The organism is Brevundimonas alba, assembly GCF_011927945.1.
GTDB lineage: Bacteria > Pseudomonadota > Alphaproteobacteria > Caulobacterales > Caulobacteraceae > Brevundimonas > Brevundimonas alba.
Genome location: NZ_JAATJM010000001.1, coordinates 441,295 through 467,971, shown reverse-complemented (window position 1 = coordinate 467,971; position 26,677 = coordinate 441,295). Strand labels below are relative to the sequence as shown.

Below are 26,677 nucleotides of genomic sequence, written 5' to 3'. Positions count from 1 at the left end.
CAGTGTGGCGACGGCTGGAGACTGCCGGTCGCGAGGTTCCTGTATGTCCGGGCTGTCCGTCGCCCATCGCGTCGCCCTGGCCGCTCTGATCGAGCAGGCGCCCGACCCCATGCTCGCCAAGCTGTCGTCGGTTGCCATCGCCCTGCCCGGCGAGCGCGCCGTGGAACTGGGCGACATGCTGTTGGAAGAATCGCTCGACCGCGCGCGCCGCCGCCTCGTCCTTGCCCCCCTTCTGCCGATGTTCCGGCCCCGCGCCGACGGCGTCGAGGCCATGACCTTCCCGCCCGCCGTCCTGCCTCGCCTGTGGAAGGCCGGTTCGACGCGGGAGCCCGCCCTCCTGCCCCGGCTCGATCGGGAAGGCTCCGACGCCATCGCCGTGTGCGACCGCATCTGCCTGGCCGCCGCCGCCGCCGTGCGCGACCGGCCCGATCTGGTCTGGCCCGCCGATCTCCAGCCCGACCGGCGTGAGCAAGGCCTCGCCGACCTCGCCGCCTGTCTCGATCTCGCCCATCTGGCCCGTCGCGGCCTGCCGTCGCTCGAAGTCTGGCTCAAGCGGCCCGATGGCGACCAGATCGCCGAGCTGCGCCTGTTGCTCAAGGACTGCGCCGGCGTGCATCTGGACGGCGCCCAGCGGGTGTTGGAGATGCTGTTCTCGCATCTGGACGACGCCGTCCTGATCCTGCGCATCGTCACCCAGAGCTCCTGCGCCGCGGGTCGCGAGGGCTTCCTCAGCGCTTCGGAGCTGTCGGGCTTCGTCGAGCGGCTGATCGCCGGCGTCGACGCCCGGGTGGCGCGGATCGCCGCCTTCCGTCCCGGCTCGGAACTGGCGACCGTGGAGCCGATCATCGACGACCTGACCTGGTGCGCCAACGTCCTCAACGAACTCGACGTGACCTTGACGCTCAATCCGCTCAGCCTCTGGGGCAAGTCGGTGCGCGACGCGCGTGTCAGCATCGCCGGCCAGCTCTCGGGCTTCCTGCGCGCCGCCGACCGGGCCGTGGACCGGGCCCTGCCTCTGGAGCGGATCCAGACCTCCGGCCGCATGACCCGCAAGGCCCCTCTGCTGAGCGCTCCGGTGCAAGGCGAAGGCGTCCAGGCCGCGCGCAACCTGCTCAAGCTGGTCGGCGCGGTGCGCGGCCCGGCCTCAATCTTCGGCGCCGAGGCGGACCGCCGCAAGCTGGTCGAGTCCCTGACGGATCGCCTCACCGACTATGCCGATCAGGCCCTGCTGCTGATCAACGACGGCGAGGCCGCGGACGAGGTCAACGCCCTGCGGCTCGTCGAACTGGCCGCCCGCTCTCTCGATCTGATTGATGCGAAGGACGCCGCCCGCACGGTGCGTCGCCGCGCCGCGGTCGCCGGGGCCGCAACTGACGGGTCGAAGCCCTCGTCGCGGGCCGCCTGATCGGCTACATCGCGCGACGATGACGATGTTCTGGATCATGACGGCGCTGCTGGCGGCGCTCGCGGGCCTGCTGGTGCTGTCCGGCGCGCGCCGCGGCGCGGACGCTGGCGAGGTCGTGACCGGAGCCACCGCGATCGCTGAACTGTCCGAGCTCGACCGGCTGAAGGCGAGGGGCCTGCTGGATGAGGCCGGCTGGACCGCCGCCCGCGCCGAGGCCGGACGCCGGATCCTGTCGGCGCAGCGCGAGGCCGCGCCCGTGCTCGCCGGTCCCCGCGACCGCTTCTGGGTCCTCGGTGGCGTGGGTCTGGCCGTGGCCGGCTCGGTGGGGCTGTACATGGCCGTCGGAACGCCCGGACTGCCGGATCAGGCCTACGAGCGCCGAGTGGATCAGTGGGCCACTCAACTCGACACCCTCGAAGCGCCCCAGATCGCCGCCGTCGTCGGCCGCGTGGTGAAGGAACGGCCCGACGATCATCAGGCCCTGACCATGCTCGGCGCCGCCCGGTTCGAGGCCGGCGACCCCATCGGCGCCGCATCCGCCTTCCGGCGCGCGGTGGCCATCCAGCCTGACGACGCACAAAGCTGGGCCCGGCTGGGCGAGAGCCTCGTGCGCGCCAACGACGGCGCGGTCGACGGTGACGCCGAGGCCGCCTTCCGTCAGGCCCTCAACCGCGATCCCGACCAGCTCGGCGCCCGCTATTTCCTCGGCGAGGCCGCTCTCGCTCGTGGCGATGCCGCCCGTGTCCGCGAGATGTGGCTGCCCCTCATCGCCGCTCTCGATCCGGCCGACCCGCGCCGCGCCGACCTGCAGGCCCGCCTGCCTGCCGGACCCGCTCGATGAGCTGGCTCCCGAAATCGCCCAAGGCCCGCCGCCGCCTGTGGGTGGTCGCCGCCGTCGCGCCCGTGCTGGCGCTGGCTGTCGGCCTGTCCCTGTTCGCCATGCGCGACAGCGTCACCTTCTTTTTCTCCCCCTCCGAAGCCACCCCGGCCAAGGCGCCGGCCGGCCGCACCGTGCGTCTCGGCGGTCTCGTCGAGGCGAGGAGCGTCGTGCGCGACGGCGCGGGCCAGGTCGTCTTCGTGGTCACCGACAACATAGCCGCCACGCGGGTGACCTATCGCGGCGACCTGCCCGACCTGTTCCGCGAAGGGCAGGGCATCGTGGCCCAGGGCGCCTTCCTGCCCGACCGCACCTTCCGCGCCACGCAGGTGCTGGCCAAGCACGACGAGAACTACATGCCGCGCGAGGTGGCCGACCGCCTCAAGGCCAAGGGCGAATGGCGGCCCGCCTCCGCCAGCGCATCGGACCTCTCGTGATCGTCGAAGCGGGCGCCTTCGCCCTGATCCTCGCCCTCGCGCTGTCGAGCCTCCAGACGGCCCTCGCCGTCGCCGGCCGTCTGCGCCGCAGCCCTGTCCTCGCGGGCGCCGCCGAGGGATCGGCCATCGCCGCGGCCCTCGCGGTCGCCGTCGCCTTTGCGGCCCTGATCTTCGCCTTCGTCGTTTCGGATTTCTCCGTCGCCAACGTCGCGGCCAACAGCCACACCGACAAGCCGATGCTCTACAAGGTGGCCGGGGCCTGGGGCAGTCACGAGGGTTCGCTGCTGCTCTGGTGCCTCGTCCTGACCGGCTTCGGCGCCGTCCTCGCCCGCGCCCGCAACCTGCCGTTCAGGCTCAAGACCTCGGCCGTCGCGACGCAGGGTACGCTCGGCGTCCTGTTCCTCGCCTTCGCGGTCTTCACCTCAAGCCCCTTCGAGCGCCTCAACCCGGCCCCTTTCCAGGGCGCGTCCCTGAACCCGCTGCTGCAGGACCCGGCGCTCGCCTTCCATCCGCCGCTGCTCTACGCCGGCTACGTCGGCTTCTCCGTCTGCTTCTCGCTGGCCGTGGCCGCCCTGATCGAGGGCCGCGCCAACTCCGCCTTCTGGCCTGCCTGGGGCCGCTGGGTCAGGCCTTGGGCGCTCGCCAGCTGGGCCTTCCTGACGGTCGGCATCACCCTCGGCGCCTTCTGGGCCTACTATGAGCTCGGCTGGGGCGGCTGGTGGTTCTGGGATCCGGTCGAGAACGCCAGCTTCATGCCGTGGCTGGCCGGTGCAGCCCTGCTGCACAGCGCCGTGGTCACCGAGCGGCGCGGGGCGCTAGCCGGCTGGACCACCTTCCTCGCGCTGCTGGCCTTCACCTTCTCAATGCTGGGCGCCTTCCTCGTCCGCTCCGGCGTGCTGACCAGCGTCCACGCCTTCGCCGTCGATCCCCAGCGAGGCCTGATGCTGCTGGCCATCCTCGGCGGCACCGCAGGGCTCGCCTTCGCCCTATTCGCCTGGCGCGCGCCGCAGCTCAAGGGCGGCGGCCTCTTCGCCCCCGTCAGCCGCGAAGGCGCGCTGGTGCTCAACAACCTGTTCCTGACCGCGGCCTGCGCCACCGTCCTGCTCGGCACCCTGTATCCGCTGATCCTCGAGGCGGCGAACGGATCGACCATCTCCGTCGGCCCGCCCTATTTCGCCCTGACCTTCGTGCCGCTGATGGCCGCGGCCTTCCTGATCCTGCCCGCCGGGCCGTTGCTGGCGTGGAAGCGCGGCGATCTCAAGGGCGTGACCCAGCGCCTCGCCGTCGCCGCCGGTCTGGCGATCCTTCTCGCCTTCGCCGGGTGGCTGGTGTTCGAGCCGCGCAAGGCCCTGTCGGCGGCGGGCCTTGGGCTCGGCGCCTGGCTGATCCTCGGCGCCCTGGCCGAGACGGCCGAGCGCATTCGCCTCTTCCGCGCCCCGCTGGGCGAGACCCTTCGTCGCGCCAAGGCCCTGCCGCTCGGCGCCTGGGGCACAACCCTGGCCCACGCCGGTCTCGGCGTCTTCGTGCTCGGGGCTGTGGTCGAGACCGGCTACCGCGTCGAGGCGGCGCGCCCCATCGCGGTCGGCCAGACCATCGAGGCCGGACCGTGGACCGTGCGTCTGAACGATGTTCGCATCGTCGAGGGCCCCAACTATCTGGCCGAGCGAGGCCGGCTGACCGTCACCCTCCGCTCTGGCGCCGCACCGCGCGAGATCACCGCCGAGCGCCGCTTCTTCCCCGCGGGCGGTCAGACCACCACCGAGGTCGGTCTCGACTTCCGCGGGCTGGACGACGTCTATGTCGTGCTCGGCGAGCGCGGCCGGACCACTGCGGGCGCTCCCGCGTGGAATGTCCGTGTCTGGTGGAATCCCTGGGCGCGGCTGATCTTCCTCGGTCCGGCGATCATGGCGCTGGGCGGTGTCCTGTCGCTGCTGGACCGCCGCCTGCGCCTTGGCGTCGCCAGGCGGAAGGCCGCGGCGTGAGCCGGGTCCTGCTGATCGCCGCCGTCGCGCTGGGCCTGATCGCCGGGCCGGCTGCTTCGCAGGAACCGCCGCCCGCACCCGACCGCCCGCTCGCCAACGCGGCACAGGAGGCCCGCGCGCAGGCCCTGTTCGACGGCATCCGCTGTGTCGTCTGTCAGCACGAGGCCATTGGCGACAGCCCCGCGGTCATCGCGGCCGACATGCGAGGTCTGGTGCGTGAACAGATGGCCGCCGGCCGCTCTGACGCCGAAATCAAACGGGACCTCGTCCGCCGCTACGGCGATTTCGTCCTGTTCCAGCCGCCGGTGCGGGTCGGCACATGGCTGCTGTGGTTCGGCCCCTTCCTCATCGCCCTGGCGGTCGCCGCGGTCCTCCTGCTGCAAAGCCGTCGCCGCCGGACCGAGATCGAAGCCTTGTCGCCCGACGAGGAGGCGCGGCTCGCCGATATTATGGCCGAGGTCGATGTTCGCCCCGATCCTGACGCAAAGGCGTCTGACGACTGACGTTCCGACGGACCCATCCTCGCCTCACGGCGTTGGCGACGGGAGCCGCCGACCTATATTGACGGACTGACCGGGCGTTCAGCGCCCGATGAGAGGATCGTACGAACCCGATGATGAAGCGTAAGGAATTCATGCTGGGGGCCACGTTCGGCCTGGTTCTGGCGGCCGGCGCCACCGCAGGCGGCGTAATCGACTGGCCGACCGCCAACGCGGGCCCCGTGGGCGGCGTCTCAGGCCGACTGACCCCGAACGCCGGCGGCGCGGGTCTCGCCTTCGCCCCGCCCCAGGGCGCGCCCCTCAGCTTCGCCGACATCTTCCAGCAGGTCGCCCCCGCAGTCGTGCAGATCAATGTGAAGACCCGGATTGAACGCCCGGCGAACGGCATGGTGCAGGTTCCCGGCCTGCCCTTCGCCATCCCGGTTCCCGAATCCGGCGAAGGCGAGGGTGAGGAAGAGGGAATCGAAGGCGCGGGCGCCGGCTCCGGCTTCTTCATCTCGGCCGATGGCTACATCGTCACCAACAACCACGTCGTCGCCGACGCGACGGAGATCACGGTCGTCCTCGCCGACGAGCGCGAGCTTCAGGCCCGGGTCATCGGCCGCGACGAAGCCACGGACCTGGCGGTGATCAAGGTCGACGGCACGGACTTCCCGTTCGTGACCTTCGAGGAGACCGCTCAACCCCGGGTGGGCGACTGGGTCGTCGCCGTCGGCAATCCGTTCGGCCTCGGCGGCACGGCCACGGCCGGCATCGTCTCCGCCCTTGGCCGTCAGGCCGGGCAGTTCGACCCGACCGACGCCGGCTTCGTGGACTTCCTCCAGATCGACGCCGCCATCAACCGCGGCAACTCCGGGGGGCCGACGTTCGACATCTACGGGCGGGTGATCGGCGTGAACTCCGCCATCCTGTCGCCGTCCGGCGTCTCGGCCGGCATCGGCTTCGCCATTCCCGCCGCGATCGCCAAGCCGGTGACCGACGAACTGATGCGCGGCGGCACGGTCGCCCGGGGTTACGTCGGCCTGGCCCTGCAGACCTTCAACCCCGAACGCTGGGAGGCCTACGGCCAGCCCCGCGACTTCAAGGGCGCCTACATCGACTCCGTGACCCCGGGTGGACCAGCCGAGCAGGGTGGCGTCGAGGCCGGCGATCTGCTCGTCGGCGTCAATGGTCGTCCTGTCGCCAACGGCACTGAGGCGACCCGCGCTGTCAGCTCCAGCCGCCCCGGCGAGACGATCCGGCTCGAAGTAATCCGTGACGGCCGCCGTCGCACGCTCAATGTCCGTGCCGGCACCCGTCCCTCGGAAAGCGATCTCCGCGAGAACGTCGACGGCGCCGCCCCCGGTCTTCCCTCTGCCCCGTCCACGCCGCAGGGCCAGGCGGTCGAAGGAGCGACGGTGACGCCGCTCAACGACGCCCTGCGCTCGCGCTACAACGTGCCCGAAGCCACCACCGGCGTGATCGTCACCGCCATCGCTCGCGGCACCCCCGCGGCAGAGGCGGGCCTCGAGCCGGGCGTGGTCATCAGCCGCGCCGGCAACCGTGCGATCCGCACGGCGGCCGATCTGAACACCGCCATTCGGGACGTCAAGGCAGCCGGACGGCCCAGCATCCTGCTGTTCGTCAGCGCCGGCGCCCAGCGCGGCACGCTGGTCCTCAAGTTCGAGACCGAGTGACGCTCCCGAACCTGACAAACGCTTAACTGCCTAGATCGCCGCCGATGCGCTACCATCGGCGGCGATTCTGCATCCGGAGGGGTCTTTCATGCGCATTCTGGTGGTCGAGGACGACGCCGAAGCCGCGACCGCCATGGTCCGCGGCCTGACCGAGGCCGGTCACGAGCCGACCCACGCCGTCGACGGCGCCTTCGGTCTGCTGGAGGCCCAGAAGGGCGGCTACGACGTCTATGTCGTCGACCGCATGATGCCGCGCCTCGACGGCATCGGTATGGTCGAGACCCTGCGCAAGGACGGCGACCAGACGCCGGTCCTGTTCCTGTCCGCGCTGGGCGAGGTTGACGACCGCGTCGCCGGCCTGCGCGCCGGGGCCGACGACTATCTGGTCAAGCCCTACGCCTTCTCCGAGCTGATCGCCCGCGTTGAGGCCCTGTCCCGCCGCCGCGAGACCGGTTCGGTCGCCACCATGCTCAAGGTGGGCGACCTCGAGATGAACCTCATCGCCCGCACTGTTCACCGCGGCGGCAAGGAGATCGACCTCCAGCCCCGCGAGTTCCAGCTGCTCGAATTCCTGATGCGCCACGCCGGCCAGTCGGTGACCCGCACCATGCTGCTCGAGAAGGTCTGGGAATATCATTTCGACCCCCAGACCAACGTCATCGACGTTCACATCAGCCGCCTGCGCGCCAAGATCGACAAGGGCTTCGACCACGCCATGCTGCAGACAGTCCGCGGGGCGGGGTATCGGCTGGAGGCCTGACGCCTCCCGATGAAGCTCCCCTCCCTCCTTCGCAGGACGCCCTTCCGGCTGACGCTGCTGTTCCTCGCCCTGTTCGCGGCGGCGGCCAGCGCCATCCTGGCCTATGTCTATTTCGCCTCCGCCGCCGAGGCGCGGGTCAACGCCGAGCGCGAGGTCGGCGGCGAGATGCAGGTGCTGCAGGGAATCTACGACGCCCGCGGCATCGACGCGCTCAACAAGGCCCTGATCGACCGCTCCCTGACCCAGAGCGCCTTCCTCTATCTGATGCTCGACAAGGACGGCGCGACGATCACCGGCAGCCTGAACCAGTCCCCGATCGAGTCGATGGAGGAGGATCGCGAGTGGATCACCTTCCCCTTCACCGAGACCGACGCCGACGGGCGGGTCCACCGGCCGCAGGTGCGCGCCGTGCAGGTGCGGCTGTCCGGGGGCGAGATGCTGCTCGTCGGCCGCTCGATGGGCGACACCGAGGCCTATCTGGCCCGCCTGACCCAGGCCCTCTGGGGCGCCATGGGCATCGTCCTGCTGCTGGGCCTGGCCGGCGGGGCGCTGGTAAGCCGCAATCTTGAACGCTCCATGGGGCGGCTGAACAAGGTCGTCACCGCGGTGCAGGAAGGCGACCTCAAGGCCCGCGCCCCCGTACGCAACTCGGGCGACGAGCTGGATGAACTCGGCGCCGGCCTCAACACCATGCTTGACCGGCTGGAGGCCTCCATGGCCTCGATCCGCCACGCAGGCGACGCCATCGCCCACGACCTGCGCTCGCCCCTCACCCGAATGCGCGCCAAGCTGGAGGTGTCACTGATCGACGCCGAGGCGGGCAAGATCGACGGCGTCGACGCCCTGCAGCTGGCGCTCGACGAAGCCGACAACCTGCTCAAGACCTTCAACACCGTGCTGGCCATCGCCCGGCTGCAGGCCGCCGCCGGCCGCACGCCCGACCCCCAGCTGTTCGACGCCGCCGACCTCGCCGCCGACATGGCCGAGCTCTACGAGCCGGCTTCCGAGGACAAGGGGCTGGAGTTCTCCGCCGAGATCGAGCGCGGCCTGATGATCGAGGCCAACCGGCCCTTCCTCGCCCAGGCTCTGGCGAACGTCATCGACAACGCCATCAAATACACCCCCGTCGGCGGTGCGGTCATGCTGCGCGCCCGCCGCCGCAGCTCGGGCGAGATCGAGTTCTCGATCACCGACACCGGCCCCGGCGTGCCCGAGGCCGACCGCGAGCGCGTCATCCAGCGCTTCGTCCGCCTCGACAACAGCCGTACCGAGCCCGGCTCCGGCCTCGGCCTGTCGCTGGTCGGCGCCGTGCTGGAGGCCCATGGCGGCCGGGTCCAGCTCGACGAGGGCCCCGGCGAATACGGCGGCTTTGGCCCCGGCCTGCGGGTCGCCCTCGTCCTGCCGCCCGCGGACGCGGCGTGAGCCAGCCGCTCGCGTCAGGGCTCGTCCCGTGCGGCCCCGTCGTCGATGCCGAAGCCGCCGACCGCGCCCGCGAACGCCTCGCCGAGCCCGCTACCGATGCAGGATGGCTCCCGACCTTCGACGCAGCCTGGCCGGCGCTCGCCCCCGTCTTCGCCGCCTCGCCCTATCTGTTCGGCCTCGCCCGGCGCTGGCCGGACCGCCTCCGCGCCACGCTTGAGGAACCGCCGGAACAGCGCCTCGCCGCCATCCTCTCGGTCACTGAGACCCTCACCGGCGGCGCCGACGATCTTCGCGCCCCGCTGCGCCGCCTCAAGGGCGAGCTCCATCTGCTGACCGCCCTCGCCGATCTCGGCGGCGTCTGGGACCTCGATCAGGTCACCGCCGCCCTCAGCCGTTTCGCCGACGCCTCGGTCAACGCCGCCCTCCGCGCCGTCGCCCACGATCAGCGCGAACGCGGCAAGCTGGTCAGCGCCTCCGGCGACCCCCGTGGCCCCGTCCCCGGCCTGTTCGGCCTCGCCATGGGCAAGCACGGCGCCTTCGAGCTCAACTACTCCTCCGACATCGACATCAGCCTGTTCTGGGAGCCAGAGGCCCTGATCCCGGCCCTCGCCGACGGCGTGGAGCCGCAACGGTTCGTCGATCGCCTCGCCCAGGCCCTGTCCACCCTCATGCAGGAGCGGACCGGCGACGGCTATGTCTTCCGCGTCGACCTGCGTCTGCGTCCCGACCCCTCTTCGACTCCACCCGTCGTCGCCGCCCCGACGGCCCTCGCCTATTACGAAAGCGTCGGCCAGAATTGGGAGCGCGCCGCCTTCATCAAGGCCCGGGCCATGCTCGGCGACGTCGAGGCCGGAAACGGGTTCCTGAAGGCGCTCACCCCCTTCATCTGGCGGCGCAGCCTCGACTATCCCGCCATCCTCGACATCCAGTCGATCAAGCGTCAGATCCACGTCCACAAGACAGGCGAGGGGCTCGACGCCGCCGGCGCCAACCTCAAGCTCGGCCGCGGCGGCATCCGCGAGATCGAGTTCTTCGCCCAGACCCAGCAGCTGATCCTCGGCGGCCGCGACCCGGCTCTGCGCAGCTGCCGAACGATCGACGCCTTGGCCGCCCTGCGCGATGCCGGCCACGTGACGCCCGAGGCCTGCGCCGAACTGACGGCGGCCTATATCGAGCTGCGCGGCCTCGAACACCGCGTGCAGATGCTGGAAGACGAGCAGACCCACAGCCTCCCGCTCGAGCCCGCCGCCCGCACCCGCGTCGCCGCCCTCGCCGGAGACAGCGATCTCGCGGCCTTCGACGCCCGCGTCGAGGCCCTGCTGGTCGGCGTCAACCGCCGCTACGGCGAACTGTTCGAGGGCGAGGAGGCGCTGTCGTCCCCCTATGGTTCGCTTGTCTTCACCGGCGTCGAGAACGACCCGGAGACGCTCGACACCCTCGCCCGCATGGGCTTTTCCGAACCGGCCACCGTGGCCGACACCATCCGCAGCTGGCACCACGGCCGCATCCCCGCCACCCGCACCGCCCGCGGCCGCGAGCTGTTCACCCGCCTCGCGCCGCGCCTGCTGACGGCCCTCGCCGACACCGGCGCCGCCGACGCCGCCTTCCGCCGCTTCGCGGTCTTTTTCTCGGGCCTGAGCGGCGGCGTCCAGGTCCAGGCGCTGTTCCTCGCTCAGCCGAAGCTGTTTGAGCTGGTTGTCGGCGTCATGGCCTTCGCCCCGCGTCTGGCCCGCACGCTCGGCCGCTATCCGGCGGCGCTGGACAGCATGCTCGACGCCCGCTTCACCCGCAGCATCGAGGAGGAGACCGGCGTGGTCGGCCAGATGGCGCTCGACGCCGCCGCCGCGCCCGACTTCGAGACCGCCATGAACGTGGTCCGCCGTGTCCACCGCGAGCAGATGTTCCGCATCGGCGTCCAGACCCTCACGGGCCGCGTAGGCCCTGAGGAGGCCGGCCGCGCCTACACCACCCTCGCGGACGCCTGCCTCAGGGCCCTCGCCCCCGCCGCCATGGCCGAAACCGTGCGTCAGGGCGGCGCCCTGTCCGGCGGCGCCGTCGCCGTGGTCGCCCTCGGCAAGGCGGGTTCCAGCGAGATGACGGCCAGCTCCGATCTCGATCTGATGACCGTCTACGACGCCCCGGCCGACGCAACCTCCGATGCCAAGGGCTGGGCCGCGGGAGTCTTCTATTCCCGCTTCACCCAGCGCCTGATCGCGGCGCTTTCGGCCCACACGGCCGAGGGCGGGCTCTACGAGGTCGACATGCGGCTGCGGCCCGGCGCCGCCAAGGGCCCGGTCTCCCTTCGCCTCTCGGCCGTCGAGGAATATTACGCCGCCGAGGCCGATACCTGGGAGTTCATGGCCCTGACGCGGGCCCGCGTGGTCTGGGCCGATGAGGCGGACTTTGGCGCGCGGGTCGCCTCGTCGCTCGAGGGCATCCTGCGCCGTCCAAGACCGGGGGCGCCGATCGCGGCCGACGCTCGCCGCATGCGTGACCTGATGGCCCGCGAACGGTCCGGGCAGGGGGACTGGGACCTCAAGCTCGTGGCCGGCGGACAGGTCGATGCGGAGTTCGTGGCGCAGGTCCGTCAGCTCCGCCGCGCCGCCGCCGATGAATCCCTTACCGTCTCCACGCTCGAAGCCCTCGCCGACGATTCCGCCCTGGCCGAGGCGTGGCGCCTGCAACAGGCCCTCAGCCAGATGCTGAGCGCGGCCTTCGATGACCGTCCCGACCCGGAGCAGGAGCCGGAGGGCTTCCAGCGACGGCTCGCGGAGGCCGCCGGCTTCGAGCATTTCGACGCCCTGAAAGCCGCCTTGGTCGAACGCCGCGCCGCCGCCCGGGCCGCCTTCGAGCAGGCCCTCCCGGCCGTCCGCGACGGAGAGTGATCGGAGCTCCGTTTCACTCTCAGACAGGGTGGTTGGCCGCGTCGGGCGGCCTTGGAGACACCGAGATGAAGAAGACCCTTGTAACCGGCGCTCTGGCCGCCCTGACCCTCGCGGCGGCCGGCGGGGCGTTGGCTCAGCAGGCGTCCGAGCGACCCCATGCGCGCGGCCTCCGCGCCGACGCGGACGGCGATCAGCGCATCAGCCAGGCCGAATTCATGGGCCGGCGCTTGGAACGCCTCGCCGCCGCCGACGCCAACCGTGACGGCTCGGTCACCGCCGACGAACGCCGCGCCGTCGCCATGGCCCGCCGCGCCGGACGCGCCGACGTCCGGTTCGACCGACTCGACGCCGACGACGACGGCGTGATCAGCAAGAGCGAGTTCGACGTCCGCCGCGAGCATCGCGCCGAAGGCCGGGCCGACCGCGCGCCGCGCCGCGCCCGTCACGCCGGCGTCCGTCAGGCCCGCCGCGAACACCGGATGGAGAGCCGGGGTCCGGTCGTCATCGCCGAGGCGCAGGCAAGAGCCGAGGCCGCCTTCGCCCGCCTCGACGCCGACCACGACGGCTACATCACGGTAGCCGAGCGCGGCGAGGCCCGGACCGATCGTCGCGAGAATCGCCGCGAGCGCGTGTCCCACCGTCGCGCGGCCCGGAATGCGCAACAGGCGTCGCCTCCGGCGCCCGCTTCGGAGTAAGCAGATGACGGGCGCGGCGGTCCTCGACCATCCCGGCCTTGCAGCAACGTTCGCACGAGGCCGGATGGCGACTTTCGCCGACCCCGACGAGGAACTGGTGCGCCGCGTGGGTCAGGGTGACCCGGCGGCGATCCAGGCTATGGTCGCGCGCAAGCTCCCGCGTATGCTGGCGCTTGCCCAGCGGATGCTTGGCGACCCCGTCGAGGCCGAGGACGTCGCTCAGGAGGCCATGGTGCGGGCGTGGCGGCAGGCGCCGCGCTGGGTCTCCGGCCGCGCCCGTTTTGACACCTGGCTGCACCGGGTGGCTCTGAACCTCTGCTATGACCGGCTGCGGCGGCGGCGGGAGATTCCCACCGACGCTCCGCCCGAACGGCGCGACGAGGGACCGGCCCCGGACCGGGGCCTGCTCGCCGCCGACGTCGGCGCGGCCGTCAACGGCGCCCTGGCCCGCTTGCCCGACAGGCAACGCGAAGCCATCGTGCTGTGCCATTATCAGGAACTGTCGAATATCGAGGCCGCGGGGCTGATGGAGATCAGCATCGAGGCGCTGGAAAGTCTGCTGTCGCGGGGACGGCGGGCGTTGCGACTGGCTCTGGCCGAACACCGGCCCGGCGCCGAAGGAGTATCGAAGTGATGACGGCGGAACGTTTTCACGCCCTTGTGGCCGCCTACGGGGCCGACCGGCGCCATTGGCCCGAGGATGAACGCGCGGCGGCTGAGGCCTTCGCCGCGGCCCATGCGGATGTCGCTGCTCCGGCGCTCGATGACGCCGATGCGCTGGACGCCCTTCTGCACCGCTCGCCGACGCCGCAGGTGTCGATGGCGCTGCGGGATCGTGTGCTGGCTGCGGCCGTCACGGCGAGCGGCAGGGCCGGTCGCACCGGTCGGGTGTGGATCGACCGCCTGTCGCTGGCCTTCGGCGCCGGCTGGGCGGTCGCCACCTGCGCCGGTGTGGCCGCGGGCGTCATCATGACCGCCAATTTCGCCGCCGACGCCCAGGCCGACGCGGTCCTCTATCAGGCGTCGCTCCTCGGGGTCGATGACACGGAGGTGCTCGGGTGAACGCCAGAACCCTCAAGATCGCGCTCGCCGCCTCGGTGGCGCTGAACCTGTTCGCGGTGGCGGCCGGCGCCACCCTGCTGGTGGGCCGCGCCAACGTCGAGCACCGGCTCGACGCCCAGCATCGGGCCCCACGTGACCGCTCCTTCCTGACCGTGGTCGAAGGGCTCGACCCAGCCGTCCGTGAGCGCGTGCGCGACACCCTGCGAGCCTCGGCACTCGCCGCCCACCCGGACTTCGAGGAAACCCGTCTCAAGCGGCGCGAGGCCATCACCCGGGCGCGTTCGGCGGACTTCGACCCCGCGCGAGTTTCCGCCCTGCTTGAGCAGTCGCGGGTCGCGGAGTTGCGGGGCCGTGCGCGGCTCGAGGCCGACGCCGTCTCGGTGCTGGCCACGCTGGAGCCGGCCGATCGCGCCGCGCTTTCGGAAATCCTCACCCGCCGCGGGCGTATCGTGGTGCGTGAGAAGGCCGACGGGAAAGCGGGTCCGGAGCGCTCCCGCGCCGCCGGGTGATCGTCCTCAGGCGGCTTGCGCCTGACTGACGGTCGCCTCGTCCGGTCGCCGGATCGGCAGGTCGAAGCTGACCGTCGTGCCCCGACCGGGTTCGCTGTCCAGCACCAGAGTGCCGCCGTGCAACTCAATCAGCGACTTGGTCAGCGCCAGTCCCAGACCGGTGCCCTGATTGGTCTTGGAGTGCTGCCCCTCGACCTGTTCGAACGGTCGGGCCAGACGCCCCAGATCTTCGGCGGCGATGCCGATGCCGGTATCGGTGACCGCCACCCGCACCCGGTCGTCGTCCTCCCGGGACAGGGCCACGACGATGTCGCCGCCCTCTGGCGTGAATTTCACGGCGTTCGACAGCAGGTTCAGCACCACCTGCTTCAGACCGCGATGGTCCGCCTCGATCGTCGGCAGCTCTGGCGCGTCGACCAGCAGTTTCAGTCCCGCCTCCTCGACCCGCCCGCGCATCAGCCGGGCGGCGTCGTCGACGATCTCCTTCAGCGACACTTCCTCGTAGTGCAGCGTCAGCTTGCCGGCCTCGATCTTGGCCATGTCGAGGATGTCGTTGATCAGGCTCAGCAGGTGCTGGCCTGACTTCAGGATGTCGGCCGCATAGCCCTTGTATCGCGCGTCGCCCAGCGCCCCGAACATCTCGCCGGCCATGATCTCCGAGAAGCCGTTGATGGCGTTGAGCGGCGTCCGCAGCTCGTGGCTCATATTGGCGAGGAATTCCGACTTGGCCTGGTTCGCCGCCTCGGCCCGGGTCATGGCCACTTCGTATTTCCTCGCCAGAAGCGACAGCTTCTCCTCGCGGTCTTCCAGCTCGGTGATGGTGACGTGCAGCCGCTCGGTGGCGCGCTGGCGCTCCGCCTCCTTCTGCTTGATGGCCGTGATATCGGCCGCGGTGACGACGGAGCCGCCGTCCGAGGTGAACCGCTCGACCAGTTGCAGCCAGCGGCCGTCGTAGAGTTCGACCTCGCGCGCGCCCGCCCGGCCGCCGGGCGCCGGCTGGTCAGACTTGATGGCGAGGGCCGCGATTCGGTTCAGATCGGTCTTCAGCGCCCCCTTGCGCACCACGCCCGGCTCGAAGGCGAAGGCGTCATGGAAGGCCTGGTTGGACAGGATCAGCCGCCCCTGCCGGTCGAACAGCACGAAGGCGTCCGACACGCTCTCGATACCGTCCCGCAGCCGGCTCTCGGCGGCCTGCGCGTGGGCCTTGGCCCGCCGCGCCTCCGTGGTGTCCAGCGCGATGCCGAGGATCGAGGTGAAGCCGTCCTCGCCGCGTTCGCCTCGCGCCTGCCCGCGGGCGTCTATCCAGCGGGCGCGGCCCTGCGCGTCCGGCACCGGGAAGCTGACCTCGAAGGCCCCGAACGTCTCCGCCTGCCGCAGCGCATGCTCGACGGCGCCGCGGTAGCGCGGATGGATGCGCTCCATCATGACCTCGGCCGACACCGCCCCCGTCCGCTCCAGCCCCATCAGGTCGGCCATATAGTCCGACAACAGGATCTGGCCGCTTTCGAGATCCCAGTCCCAGACGCCGCACCGGGCCGCCTCGACCGCCCCGCGGAAGCGCCGCTCCGACGCCGCCCATTCCCGGCTGATCCCCTGCTGTTTCCGCTGCTGCAGCAGGGCCAGCAGCAGCACCAGCACGCCGATGGCGACCGGCGCAGTCAGCACCCAGGCGTCGTCCAGCAGGGCTCCAGCACCCACGCTGACCGGGGTCGAGGCGACGGCGATCAGCCCCGTCTCGCCCACCGCCACCGTCGTCCGCCGAACCGCGCCGTCGCCGACCGTCAGCGTCATCCCCTGACCCCGCCCGTCCGCCGCCGCGCCGGTCAGGGCCTGCGCCTGCTCGGGATCGGCGCCTCCGGCCAGAAGCGTGCGCGGCCCGGACAGCAGCGACAGGTCCACGCCGTCGGTGGTCGCCAGAGAGGGCAGGGGCGCCCGCCCCACCAGCCGGTTCCCGCCCGGCAGGCTTCCGGACACCAGCAGCGCCGTCCCGTCCGCCGCCAGCCTCGGCTTGCCGGCCGCCGCCGCGAATTCGTCCGCCGGCGCGCCAGAGGCGGCGACTGCGCGTCCATCAGGGGCCAGCACGGCGAAGGCGCGGCCGGGCGCGGCGGTGCGGGCCTGTTCGATCGCCTGCACGGCCCCCGTCGAGCGGGCCGCCGCCCGCACAGCAGCCTCCACCGGCGCGATCCGCGTCTCCAGTTCCAGCGCCAGCATGCGCGCCTCGCGGTCCACCGCCGCCATGCGCAGGGCGTCCGCCTCCTGTCCCGGTCTCGCCATTTCGCGAGCGAACAGAAGCACATAGGCGGCGACAGCCAGGGTGACGGCGAGAATGGCGATCCGCACCCAAGCGGGTGGGCCCTTGCGCCGGTCCTGGGCGCGCCGTCCTTGCGGGGTTATGCGGCGCTCATTGCCCCGCAAGGCGCTCTCCCGGACGATTCGGCGACGATGGCTGAATCTAGGCTGCGTCGCGGATTCCTGTCGAGGGTTGGTTGCCCCACGGCAGGTTCATTTCAGGGGACGGTCCGGTTCAGGCCGCCCGCGAGGGGGCCGCCGCGCCCGTGGTCTCGGGCGCCGCCAGCACGTCCGTCACGCTCTTCAGCAGGGTGCGGGCGTCCCGCGCCAGCAGCAGCATCTCCGGCGGCGCGTCGTCCGGCGCGTCGTCCACCGCCGCCACCATCCTCTGCGCCAGGGCCATCAGCCTCGGCGAGGCGGCGATCAGCCGGGCCTGGAATTCGATCTGGTCGGGGTCACGGTCATACTCGGCGCCCGGCACGCGCCAGCCGCCCCAGTCCGCCTTGTCCGTCACGACGACCGGATAGGTGCCGGGGAACGGATGGTGCGGCGTGTCCTCCGCCGTCTGCCACTTGTTCCGCGCGCGCATCAGACGCCAGTTCTCGCCGATCTGCGCCGACGGATCTTCCGTCGGCAGCAGCAGTTCGTGACCGAGGAATTCGCGACCCAGCCCGACGTCGTAGGTGACGCGCACCGGCTCCTCGAAGCCCTTGGCCCAGACCGGCTGGACCTTTTCGATCTGGGCCCAGGCGCCGACACACTCGACCCAGACCTTCTGACCCTTCTGGAACTGCGCGCGCGCCATCGGCGTCTCCCGTCGTGAATGGCGAACATGCGCCGGCGCGGGTGAACACGTGGTTTGGCGAAAGGGTTAAGCAGACCTTGCGCCGCCGTCCGCTAGGGGCGCGAAATGTCTTCCAGCGCCTCGCCCGCATACTTCTCCTTCACCCGCGTCGACAGGTCGCCCAGCGAGACGACGCCGACCAGCCGGTCGTCCTTGTCCAGCACCGGGAGGCGGCGGATCTGCTTGCCGCCCATGGCGGACAGCACCGACTGCAGGTCGTCGTCGTAGCGGGCCGTATGCGGGTCGCGCGTGATGTATTCGACCACCGGGGCGCTGGGCGCCGCGCCGCCCGCCACCGCCCGTATGGCGATGTCCCGATCCGTGATCGTGCCGATCAGCTTGTCCCCGTCGGCCACGGGCATGAAGCCGAAGTCGCCGGCGCGCATCCGCTCCGCAACTTCCTGCAGGGTGTCGCCCGGACGGGCGACCTGAACGTCCTTGCTCATCACGTCGCGAACTTTCATCGGGCAGTCTCCTGATTGTCGGCTTGGCGACAGAACCCCCCGCCGCCGCCCCGGTTCCGCTTTCGTCCGCCGCCGCGCCGGGCTAAACGGCCCCGCTGATGCGGAGAGGCGAGATGACGGCGGCGAACGAGGCGAAGGCGATCCTGAACCGGCTGGGCCTGGGCGAAGCCGTCTGGGGCGGAACGCTCACCACCCGCTCGCCTGTCGACGGCTCCACCGCCGGCGCGGTGCGGGAGACCGATGACGTCGATGCGGTCGTCACCCGCTCGGCCGCCGCCTTCGATCAGTGGAAGCGCGTGCCCGCGCCCCGCCGCGGCGAACTCGTCCGCCTGCTCGGCGAGGAGCTTCGCGCCTCGAAGGACGATCTCGCCCGCCTCGTCACCCTCGAAGCCGGCAAGATCGTCTCCGAGGGCCTCGGCGAGGTGCAGGAGATGATCGATGTCTGCGACTTCGCCGTCGGCCTGTCGCGCCAGCTCTACGGCCTCACCCTGCCCAGCGAGCGCCCCGGCCACCACATGCGCGAGACCTGGCAGCCGCTCGGTCCCGTGCTGGTCATCTCCGCCTTCAACTTCCCGGTCGCCGTCTGGGCCTGGAACGCCTGCCTCGCGCTCGTCTGCGGCGATCCGGTGATCTGGAAGCCGTCCGAGAAGACGCCCCTGACCGCCCTCGCCACCCACGCCATCCTCGACCGCGCCATCGCCCGCTTCGGGGATGCGCCCGAGGGTCTCTCACAGCTCGTCATCGGCGGTCGCGAGACCGGCGAACGCCTCGCCGCCGACCCGCGCATTCCGCTGGTCTCCGCCACCGGCTCGACCCGCATGGGCAAGGCCGTGGCCCAGACCGTCGCCGCCCGTCTCGGCCGCTCGCTGCTGGAGCTGGGCGGCAACAACGCCATGATCGTCACGCCCAGCGCCGACCTCGACATGGCGGTCCGCGCCATCGCCTTCTCCGCTGTCGGCACCTGCGGCCAGCGCTGCACCTCCCTGCGCCGCCTGCTGGTCCACGAGAGCATCGCCGACGCCCTGATCGCGCGGCTGAAGAAGGCCTACGAAACGCTGCCGGTCGGCGACCCGAGGGAGAGCGCTACCCTGGTCGGCCCGCTGATCGACACCGCCGCCCGCAGCGGCTTCGACGCCGCTCTGGCGCAGGCCGTGGAACAGGGCGGCGAGATTGCTGTCGGTGGCGACCCCGTCGACCGCGACGGCGTCTATGTCCGTCCCGCCATCGTCCGCATGCCGGCGCAGACCGCGGTGGTCGAGCACGAGACCTTCGCCCCGATCCTCTACGTCCTGACGTGGTCGGACTTCGACGAGGCCGTGGCGATGCAGAACGCCGTGCCGCAGGGCCTCAGCTCCTGCGTCTTCACCGACAGCGTCCGCGAGGCCGAGCAATTCCTCTCCGCCTGGGGCTCCGACTGCGGCATCGCCAACGTCAACATCGGTCCCTCCGGCGCCGAGATTGGTGGGGCCTTCGGCGGTGAAAAGGACACCGGCGGCGGCCGCGAATCCGGTTCGGACGCCTGGAAGGCCTATATGCGCCGCCAGACCCAGACGGTGAACTTCAGCCGCGACCTCCCTCTGGCCCAGGGCGTGAAGTTCGACGTCTGAGGATCGCTTCTCCCTCCCCTTAATGGGGAGGGATCTCGGCGCGCAGCGACGACAGGGTGGGGCGGTGTCGGCCGTGCCCCACCCGTCTCGCTTCGCGATCCACCCTCCCCATAAGGGGACGGAGAAACGCACCAATCTGCAGAACCTGTTCGCTCGAACTGGTCCAACTCACCGCAATTCCGTGGCCGAAATGATCACGAACTGACCACCGCTTCCAGCGCATCGGCGAGATCGCCCTTCCCGGCGACCTCGACGCCGCCCAGCCCCAGCCACCCGGCCATCCGCCGCAGTTCCACCGTCAGCTGCTCCGGCGTCTCCGCTGTCGCATCCGGTTCGCGCCACGCGGCCTGAACCCGCAGCACGCCCGCCTGCCGGTCCGACTTCAGATCGACCCGCGCCGTGATTGCCTCGTCCTCGAGGAACGGCAGCACATAGTAGCCGTGCGTCCGCTTGTGCGCCGGGGTGTAGATCTCCAGTCGCACCCGCGTTCCGAACAGCCGCTCGGTCCGGTCGCGGGCCCAGATCAGATTGTCGAACGGCGACAGCAGGGCCGCTGCCGCTACCTTCCGCGGCGTCCTCGCGCCCGGCGCCAGATACGCCTCCTGCCGCCAGCCCTTGACCGAAACCGGCGTCAGCTCACCCGCCTCGACCAGTTCCGCGATCCGCGCCTTCGTCTCCGCCAGCGGCAGCCGGTAATAGTCCCGCAGGTCGGCCATCGTCGCCACGCCCGTCGCCCGCGCCGACAGCCGGATCAGTTCGCGCTGCGCATCTGCCTCGTCCGGGGTCGGCAGGTCGACGATCCGGGCCGGCAGGGCCCGCTCCGTCAGATCATAGACCCGCTCGAACCCGCGCCGCGTCTTCGTGGTGATCATCCCGGCCCAGAACAGCCATTCCAGCGCCCGCTTGCCGTCGGACCACGACCACCAGCCCGGCGCTCCCCGCGGCGCGTCGTTGAAGTCCCCGCCGGTCACCGGCCCGCGCCGTTCGATCTCCGCCAGCACCCCCTCGATATAGTCCCGCCGCTCGCGCCCGAACCGGGACAGCCCTGTCCACATCTCCCCCGCCTCGGCCCGCGCCATCCGCCAGCGCAGCAGCGGCTGCAACTCCATCGGCAGCAGCGACGCCTCGTGCCCCCAGTATTCGAACAGGCTCCGCCGCGCCCCCCACGCCTCCGCCTCCAGCGCCTGCCGCGGATAATCTCCTAGCCGCGAGAAGGCCGGCAGATAGTGGGTTCGCGTGACGACATTGACGCTGTCGATCTGCACCACGCCGAGCCTGCTGACGAGGTCGCGGACATGCTTCCGGCCGGGCTCCGTGGGACGCGCACGCCCGAACCCCTGCGCGGCGAGGGCGATCCGGCGGGCGGTCTTGGGGGAGAGAGTTTCGGTCACACCCCCACCATGCACGAACCCTCTCCCGATGGGAGAGGGCTTGAGCGCACGGCGGCAAAGCCGTCGTTCTTGCGCGAAAGGGTGAGGGTCGACTGTTCCGGCACGGCTTCGCCGCTTCAACCAGCCGACCCTCATCCGACGGGGCTCCGCCCCGCCACCTTCTCCCATCGGGAGAAGGCAGCACGGACCTAAGGCCTCGTCTGCACCGGCATTCCCGCCGCCGCCCGGACCATCTGCACGAACTCGGCCCGCTCGCCATACGGGTCTTCGCCGCGGGCGCCCTGCGCCTGCTCGACGATGTCGTTCCAGCCGTAGCCGTCGCCCATCCAGGGATCGTTGCGCAGCTTCTGGCCGAAGGCGGCGACGGCCAGCGCCCAGCGGGTGCTCTCGGGCGGCTGGGCCGAGACCCGGCCCGCGCCGCTGTTCGACACGACGCGCTGGATCAGGCGCGAGTCCCGCTGGCCCGGCAGCTTGTATCGGACCTGCACGAAGCCGACCTCGCCCGACGGATCGCCGCCCCCGACGCCCAGACGGTTCTGGTCGTAGCGCCGCTCGGCGATCTGGCTCGGCCCGCCGACAGGGGTGATCTCGTACACGGCGGTCACCGACGCCCCGGACCCCACCTCGCCCGCATCGACGCGGTCGTTGTTGAAGTCCTCCTCGTTCAGCATCCGGGTCTCGTAGCCGATCAGTCGGTATTCGGAGACGCGGGCCGGATTGAACTCGACCTGGATCTTGACGTCGTCGGCGATCGGGAAGGCTCCCCGTTCGAAGGCCGGCCCGAACAGGCGGCGGGCCTCGTTCAGGTCGTCGACATAGGCCGCCGTGCCGTTGCCGGCCTGGGTGATCGCCTGCATCCGCGCGTCCTGGTAGTTGCCGCGCCCGAAGCCGTAAACCGACAGATAGATGCCCGTCTCGCGCTTGGCGGCGACATAGTCCTCCAGCCGCTCGGTGTCCGTCACACCGACGTTGAAGTCGCCGTCGGTGAACATCAGGATGCGGTTGACCTTCTCGCGTCCGAATGCGGCCTCGGCCTGACGATAGGCGTTGACCATGCCCTGCGCCCCGGCGGTCGATCCACCCGCGTTCAGGGCCGCCACGGCGCAGCGCAGCTTCAGCTTTTGCGTGCCGGGCGTCGGCCCCACCGCGGTGCCGACGTCCGAGGCGTAGAAGGTCACCGCGACCATGTCCTCTGGCCGCAGTCGGTCGATGATCAGGTTCATCGACTTCTGCGCCAGCGCCAGCTTGTCCTCCGACTGCATCGAACCCGACACGTCGACCATGAAGGTCAGGTTCAGCGGCCGCCGCTCGCTCGCGGGCAGTTCATAGCCCTGCAGTCCGACATGGACGATCTGCCGGCCCGGCGACCAGGGCGACGCCGCCACCGCCGTGGTGATGGCGAACGGCTCCGACGCCGAGCGCGGACGCTCGTAGCCGTAGTCGAAATAATTGATCATCTCCTCGACCCGCACGGCGTCGGCGGGCGGCAGCTGCCCCTCGCCGAGGAAGCGGCGGACGTTGGAATAGCTGGCCGTGTCGACGTCGATTGAGAAGGTCGAAACCGGCTCTTCGGCGACGCGCCGCACCGGGTTCGGGGTCGCGTCAGGATAGCGCTCGGTGTCCGCCGGCACATAGGCTGGCGCCCTCGCGGCCTCGCGGCCGACGGCGACGACCGGCGCTCCGGCGGTGACGCTGTCACGGCGAATCCTTGAGCCGGACATCACCACCTCGTCCATCTGCGTCGCCTGGGCGACAGGGGGTGGCGGCGGCGGCGGAGGCGGGGGAGGCGGCGGCATCGGCGCGGGCGGCGGGGCGACGGAACTCATGATCCTGCCCCGAGGAATATCCCCCCGCGGCTCCGGCGCGAGGTTGATGCCGACCCGGCGGCAGTTCTCGGGCGAGACCACGCCGTCGACCACCCGATCCGGCCGGCTGACCGAGGCCGCGGCCGGCGCGGGCGCCAGCGGGGCGGCGAGGGAGACCGCCAGCACGGCGGCCAGACTGCGTCTCAGCGGATAGGTCGTCATCGGCGTCTCTCCCTGTCAGTGCCAGTTCTGCACGGGACCATCCTCGGCGCAAAACACGACAAGGTCGTCTGACGAAGCCTGACGGGGTGGCGCTCGCCCCTCCGGAACCCCACTATGACGCTTGCCGCACACAGAGGGACCCGCAATGCACGAGACGACCAGCATGGGTCTGGGGCACGCGGTGGCCTTGCTCGCCGCCATGGTCGTGGCCGCAACCCTGTTTCGCCGCTTCGGCCTCGGCTCCGTACTCGGCTATCTCGCCGCCGGCCTTCTGATCGGCCCTTCAGCCCTGGGTCTGGTGCGCGAGCCCGAGTCCGTGCTGCACGTGGCCGAGTTCGGCGTCGTCATGTTCCTCTTCATCATCGGTCTGGAGATGCGGCCCGCCCGCCTCTGGAGCATGAGACGCGAGATCTTCGGGCTTGGGGCGGTACAGGTGCTGCTCTGCGCCCTGCTGCTGACCGGCCTCGCCATGGCCGCGGGCCTCGTCTGGTATGCGGCGGTGATCGCCGGCTTCGGCTTCGCCCTGTCCTCGACCGCCATCGTCATGCAGCTGCTGCAGGAGCGGAACGAGAACGCCGATCCGGGCGGCCAGCGCGTCGTCTCCATCCTCCTGTTCGAAGACCTCGCGATCGTGCCGCTGCTGGCGCTGGTGGCGGTGCTGGCGGGAACCTACGGCTCGGCCGTCGAGACCGGCAATCCGATCTGGATGACCGTCGGCCTCGCCATCGGCGCGGTGGCAGTCGTCTATGTCGCCGGCCGGTGGGTCGTGAACCCGTTCTTCCGCCTGCTGGCCCGCTACGGCGGCCGCGAGATCATGACCATGGGCGCCCTGTTCGTGGTGCTGGGCGCGGCCTACGCCATGAACCTCGGCGGGTTGTCGATGGCCATGGGCGCCTTCCTCGCCGGCGTGCTGCTCTCGGAATCGACCTTCCGGCACCAGCTTGAAGCCGACGTGGAGCCGTTCCGCGGTCTGCTGCTCGGCCTCTTCTTCCTCAGCGTCGGCATGTCGCTCGACCTGCGCGTCGTGGTCGCCGACTGGGCGTGGGTGCTCGGCGGGCTGGCGGCCTTCATGTCGGCCAAGATGCTCGCCGTCTATGTCGTCGCCCGGCTCAAGCAGAAGCACGGCGAAGGGCTGCTGCGCGCCGCCCTGATGGGCGAGGGCGGCGAGTTCGCCTTCGTCCTCTATTCCACCGCCTTCGCCGCCGGTCTGTTCGACGCCCGCACCGCCGCCATCCTTTCCGCCGTCGTCATCCTCTCGATGGCCCTGACGCCGCTCCGGGTCATGCTGGCCGACCGGCTGCGCCCGAACGAGGACCTCTCTCCCGACGACGCCGAAGGCGTGGACCGGGCGAAGAACCTGCGCGAGCGGGTCCTGATCATCGGCTTCGGCCGCTTCGCCCAGGTCGTGTCCCAGCCCCTGCTGGCCCGCGACGTCGACGTCTCCATCATCGACATGGACGTCGAGATGATTCAGGCCGCCGGCAATTTCGGCTTCAAGGTCTTCTACGGCGACGGCTCCCGCCTCGACGTCCTCCACGCCTCCGGAGCCGAGACCGCCGAAACCATCCTCGTCTGCGTCGACAAGCAGGAAACCGCCGACCGCATTGTCGAGCTCGTCAAGGCCGAGTTCCCACTGACCAAACTGTTCGTCCGCGCCTACGACCGCGGCCACGCCATCCGCCTCGTGCAGGCCGGCGTCGAATACCAGCTGCGCGAGACCTTCGAATCCGCCCTGGTGTTCGGCGAGCAGGTGCTGATTGATCTCGGCTTCTCCGGTCAGGAGGCGCGGGAGACCATCGAGGATGTCCGCCGCCGCGACGAGGAACGGCTGGGCATCCAGCTGGTCGAGGGTATTCAAGGCGGCCGCTCCCTGATGCGCGGCAATATCCGCACCACCCGTCCCGAGCCCTACGTCAAACCGCGCCGCGAGGGCACGGCGCTCAACGAAGAGGCGGCCGAGGCGCTGGAAGAGGACGAGGAACGCGAAAAGGCCGGCGCCTGATCGGCGCCGGCCCCTCGTTCAGCCAACGGCGCCGATAATTACATCGCGCCCTTGATCTGTTCCGCCTGACGCAGGTGCGCCTCGATCTTCGGCACCACCGAGCGGGCGTGCGCCGCCAGCGGCGACTCATTGTCCGAGAACCCGCGGTGCAGGGTCAGCGCCTCGTTGTGGGCGGCGATCTGCTGATCGATGTAAGCCCGGTCGAACGTCTCGGCCGAGGCCGAGCGCAGGTTGTCGATCAGCCCCTGACGGCGCTCGTCGAGCCCGGTCGGCGGCGTGATCTCCGGCGCGGCCTGCGGCAGCATCGCCTTCATGGCGTTGGACGCGGCGGTGTGATCGGTCTTGATCATCGTCGCCAGCTCCTTGACCTGCGCATTCTTCGAACGCTGCAGCGCGATGTCGGCGGCCTGGATTTCGTACATATCGGCCATGGCGGCGTTCGGCACATAGGCCGACACCATGTTCGCGCCCATCGTGGCGGCGGACGCTTGGCCGACCGGAGCGGCGGCCATGTCCTGGGCCTTGTCGACGGCTTCGGGGCTCTGTTCCTTGTTGCAGGCGGAGAGCAGGGCGACGCAGGCGACGCCGGCGAGAAGTGGTCTGATCATGGGATTTCCTCCTTGGAGTCTCCGAAAACCGGGCCGAATGCCAAAGGTTCCAGAGGTCGCCTCCGGCCCCGGTTCCGTGTAAGGAGCCCGCCCGATGGACCGCCGCCTCTCGATCGCCCCGATGATGGACTGGACCGACCGGCACTGCCGGGCGTTCCATCGCACCCTCACGTCCCGGGCCCTGCTCTATACCGAGATGGTCACCGCACCGGCCGTTCTGCACGGCGACCGCGAGCGGCTTCTGGGCTTCGACCCCGTCGAACATCCGGTGGCGCTTCAGCTCGGCGGCTCCGATCCTGACCAGCTGGCTGAGGCAGCCCGCATCGGCGCAGGCTTCGGCTATGACGAGATCAATCTCAACGTTGGCTGCCCTTCCGATCGGGTCCAGTCGGGCCGTTTCGGCGCCTGCCTGATGCGCGAGCCGCAGTTGGTCGCCGATTGCATGGCCGCGATCCGCTCGGCAGTCTCGATCCCCGCCACCGTCAAATGCCGCATCGGCGTCGACGATCAAGACCCCGAGATCTCGCTGTTCGAGACCGTCGACGCCTGCGCCGCGGTCGGCGTTGAGGTCTTCATTGTCCATGCCCGCAAGGCCTGGCTGCAGGGCCTGTCGCCCAAGGAAAACCGCGACGTCCCGCCGCTCGACTACGCGCTCGTGCGCCGGCTCAAGCGCGAGCGGCCGCACCTGTCGGTCAGCATCAACGGCGGGATCGCGTCGCTTGATGAGGCCGAGACGCACCTCGACGCCTCCGACGGCGTGCAACTGGACGGTGTCATGCTCGGCCGCGCCGCCTATCACGAGCCCGCCATTCTCGGGCAGGCTGACCGCCGCCTGTTTGGCGCCGCGACCGCCGACGTCGACGCGTTCGAGGCCATCAACCGCTACCGCCCCTATATGGCGGCGCGTCTGGATGAGGGCGTCCACCTGCCCGCCATGACCCGGCACATGCTGGGCCTGATGCACGGCCGGCCGGGCGCGCGCGCCTTCCGGCGCATCCTGACCGTCGAGGGCGTCCGCTCCGGCGCGGGGCTCGAGGTCGTCGACCGCGCGGTCGACGCTGTGCGCGAGGCAGAGGCCCGCGCCGACCTCCGCACCGAGGCCGCCTGAACCGGCCGCACCCGTCCGGCGCCGCCTTCGTGATGCAACGGAAACACACCGGCCGCGGTTGTCGCCCGTTTACCTTCCGGCGAGGGAACATTGCGGCGCCGCTTTGCATTGGCTTGGCAGGAGTATG

The 26,677-nt window shown here is 70.8% G+C and carries 22 protein-coding genes; 16 read left to right on the top strand and 6 right to left on the bottom strand.

The features are described 5' to 3' along the window. Nucleotides 1–43: 43 nt before the first annotated feature. From GGQ87_RS02230 to GGQ87_RS02170, 13 genes are all read left to right on the top strand, one after another. The gene (locus GGQ87_RS02230; protein ID WP_168045085.1) at nucleotides 44–1,405 is read left to right on the top strand and encodes a hypothetical protein; all 1,362 of its coding nucleotides are present in this window, start codon (nucleotides 44–46) and stop codon (nucleotides 1,403–1,405) included. A gap of 19 nt (nucleotides 1,406–1,424) precedes the next feature. Continuing rightward, nucleotides 1,425–2,246 (top strand): c-type cytochrome biogenesis protein CcmI, encoded by an 822-nt coding sequence (gene ccmI / locus GGQ87_RS02225; RefSeq protein ID WP_168045084.1) that lies wholly within the window; start codon nucleotides 1,425–1,427, stop codon nucleotides 2,244–2,246. Further along, nucleotides 2,243–2,719 (top strand): cytochrome c maturation protein CcmE, encoded by a 477-nt coding sequence (gene ccmE, locus GGQ87_RS02220; protein ID WP_168045083.1) that lies wholly within the window; start codon nucleotides 2,243–2,245, stop codon nucleotides 2,717–2,719. Before ccmI ends, ccmE begins: the two co-directional genes overlap by 4 nt. Then, nucleotides 2,716–4,701, top strand: coding sequence for a heme lyase NrfEFG subunit NrfE (locus tag GGQ87_RS02215; protein WP_168047238.1), 1,986 nt, complete (start codon nucleotides 2,716–2,718; stop codon nucleotides 4,699–4,701). The genes ccmE and GGQ87_RS02215 overlap by 4 nt, the downstream gene beginning before the upstream one ends. Next, entirely contained in the window at nucleotides 4,698–5,204 is a 507-nt protein-coding gene (locus GGQ87_RS02210; RefSeq protein WP_168045082.1) for a cytochrome c-type biogenesis protein CcmH, read from the top strand. The genes GGQ87_RS02215 and GGQ87_RS02210 overlap by 4 nt, the downstream gene beginning before the upstream one ends. Nucleotides 5,205–5,314: 110 nt before the next feature. Then, nucleotides 5,315–6,877, top strand: coding sequence for a trypsin-like peptidase domain-containing protein (locus GGQ87_RS02205; protein ID WP_168045081.1), 1,563 nt, complete (start codon nucleotides 5,315–5,317; stop codon nucleotides 6,875–6,877). An 88-nt stretch (nucleotides 6,878–6,965) separates the two neighbouring features. Then, nucleotides 6,966–7,637: a response regulator transcription factor gene (locus GGQ87_RS02200; RefSeq protein ID WP_168045080.1), complete on the top strand. Its 672-nt coding sequence runs from the start codon at nucleotides 6,966–6,968 to the stop codon at nucleotides 7,635–7,637. A gap of 9 nt (nucleotides 7,638–7,646) precedes the next feature. After that, complete coding sequence (locus GGQ87_RS02195) at nucleotides 7,647–9,059, top strand: sensor histidine kinase (RefSeq protein WP_168045079.1); 1,413 nt, start codon at nucleotides 7,647–7,649, stop codon at nucleotides 9,057–9,059. Further along, entirely contained in the window at nucleotides 9,056–11,944 is a 2,889-nt protein-coding gene (locus GGQ87_RS02190) for a bifunctional [glutamine synthetase] adenylyltransferase/[glutamine synthetase]-adenylyl-L-tyrosine phosphorylase (protein ID WP_168045078.1), read from the top strand. The genes GGQ87_RS02195 and GGQ87_RS02190 overlap by 4 nt, the downstream gene beginning before the upstream one ends. A gap of 65 nt (nucleotides 11,945–12,009) precedes the next feature. Next, nucleotides 12,010–12,639 carry an EF-hand domain-containing protein gene (locus GGQ87_RS02185; RefSeq protein WP_168045077.1) on the top strand — a complete coding sequence of 210 codons (630 nt, stop codon included), beginning with the start codon at nucleotides 12,010–12,012 and terminating at the stop codon, nucleotides 12,637–12,639. 64 nt (nucleotides 12,640–12,703) lie between these two features. Beyond that, entirely contained in the window at nucleotides 12,704–13,273 is a 570-nt protein-coding gene (locus tag GGQ87_RS02180) for an RNA polymerase sigma factor (RefSeq protein ID WP_168045076.1), read from the top strand. Beyond that, the gene (locus GGQ87_RS02175; RefSeq protein WP_168045075.1) at nucleotides 13,273–13,701 is read left to right on the top strand and encodes a hypothetical protein; all 429 of its coding nucleotides are present in this window, start codon (nucleotides 13,273–13,275) and stop codon (nucleotides 13,699–13,701) included. The genes GGQ87_RS02180 and GGQ87_RS02175 overlap by 1 nt, the downstream gene beginning before the upstream one ends. Beyond that, nucleotides 13,698–14,210: a periplasmic heavy metal sensor gene (locus tag GGQ87_RS02170; RefSeq protein WP_168045074.1), complete on the top strand. Its 513-nt coding sequence runs from the start codon at nucleotides 13,698–13,700 to the stop codon at nucleotides 14,208–14,210. Before GGQ87_RS02175 ends, GGQ87_RS02170 begins: the two co-directional genes overlap by 4 nt. A 6-nt stretch (nucleotides 14,211–14,216) precedes the next feature. On the opposite strand, the gene GGQ87_RS02165 is transcribed toward GGQ87_RS02170, so the two are convergent. The 3 genes from GGQ87_RS02165 to GGQ87_RS02155 form a co-directional block, all read right to left on the bottom strand. Beyond that, nucleotides 14,217–16,625: a sensor histidine kinase gene (locus tag GGQ87_RS02165; protein ID WP_168045073.1), complete on the bottom strand. Its 2,409-nt coding sequence runs from the start codon at nucleotides 16,623–16,625 to the stop codon at nucleotides 14,217–14,219. A gap of 109 nt (nucleotides 16,626–16,734) precedes the next feature. Further along, entirely contained in the window at nucleotides 16,735–17,304 is a 570-nt protein-coding gene (locus GGQ87_RS02160; RefSeq protein ID WP_168045072.1) for a hypothetical protein, read from the bottom strand. 92 nt (nucleotides 17,305–17,396) lie between these two features. Next, nucleotides 17,397–17,807: a CBS domain-containing protein gene (locus tag GGQ87_RS02155; RefSeq protein WP_168045071.1), complete on the bottom strand. Its 411-nt coding sequence runs from the start codon at nucleotides 17,805–17,807 to the stop codon at nucleotides 17,397–17,399. Between the two features lie 98 nt (nucleotides 17,808–17,905). Between GGQ87_RS02155 and amaB the strand changes: the two genes are divergently transcribed. Further along, on the top strand, nucleotides 17,906–19,414 hold the full coding sequence (gene amaB, locus GGQ87_RS02150) for an L-piperidine-6-carboxylate dehydrogenase (protein WP_425339263.1): 1,509 nt from the start codon (nucleotides 17,906–17,908) through the stop codon (nucleotides 19,412–19,414). 194 nt (nucleotides 19,415–19,608) lie between these two features. On the opposite strand, the gene GGQ87_RS02145 is transcribed toward amaB, so the two are convergent. Then, entirely contained in the window at nucleotides 19,609–20,805 is a 1,197-nt protein-coding gene (locus tag GGQ87_RS02145; protein WP_342448285.1) for a winged helix-turn-helix domain-containing protein, read from the bottom strand. A 188-nt stretch (nucleotides 20,806–20,993) separates the two neighbouring features. After that, nucleotides 20,994–22,832 carry a vWA domain-containing protein gene (locus tag GGQ87_RS02140; RefSeq protein ID WP_168045068.1) on the bottom strand — a complete coding sequence of 613 codons (1,839 nt, stop codon included), beginning with the start codon at nucleotides 22,830–22,832 and terminating at the stop codon, nucleotides 20,994–20,996. A 145-nt stretch (nucleotides 22,833–22,977) separates the two neighbouring features. Between GGQ87_RS02140 and GGQ87_RS02135 the strand changes: the two genes are divergently transcribed. Then, nucleotides 22,978–24,834: a monovalent cation:proton antiporter-2 (CPA2) family protein gene (locus GGQ87_RS02135; protein ID WP_168045067.1), complete on the top strand. Its 1,857-nt coding sequence runs from the start codon at nucleotides 22,978–22,980 to the stop codon at nucleotides 24,832–24,834. 38 nt (nucleotides 24,835–24,872) lie between these two features. Here the strand turns inward: GGQ87_RS02135 and GGQ87_RS02130 are convergent, their stop codons facing one another. After that, a complete protein-coding gene (locus GGQ87_RS02130; RefSeq protein WP_168045066.1) occupies nucleotides 24,873–25,442 on the bottom strand; it encodes a DUF4142 domain-containing protein in 570 nt (189 codons plus the stop codon). Between the two features lie 94 nt (nucleotides 25,443–25,536). Here GGQ87_RS02130 and dusA point away from each other — a divergent pair, with 94 nt between their 5' ends. Further along, nucleotides 25,537–26,550, top strand: coding sequence for a tRNA dihydrouridine(20/20a) synthase DusA (gene dusA, locus GGQ87_RS02125; RefSeq protein WP_168045065.1), 1,014 nt, complete (start codon nucleotides 25,537–25,539; stop codon nucleotides 26,548–26,550). The last annotated feature ends 127 nt before the right edge of the window (nucleotides 26,551–26,677 follow it).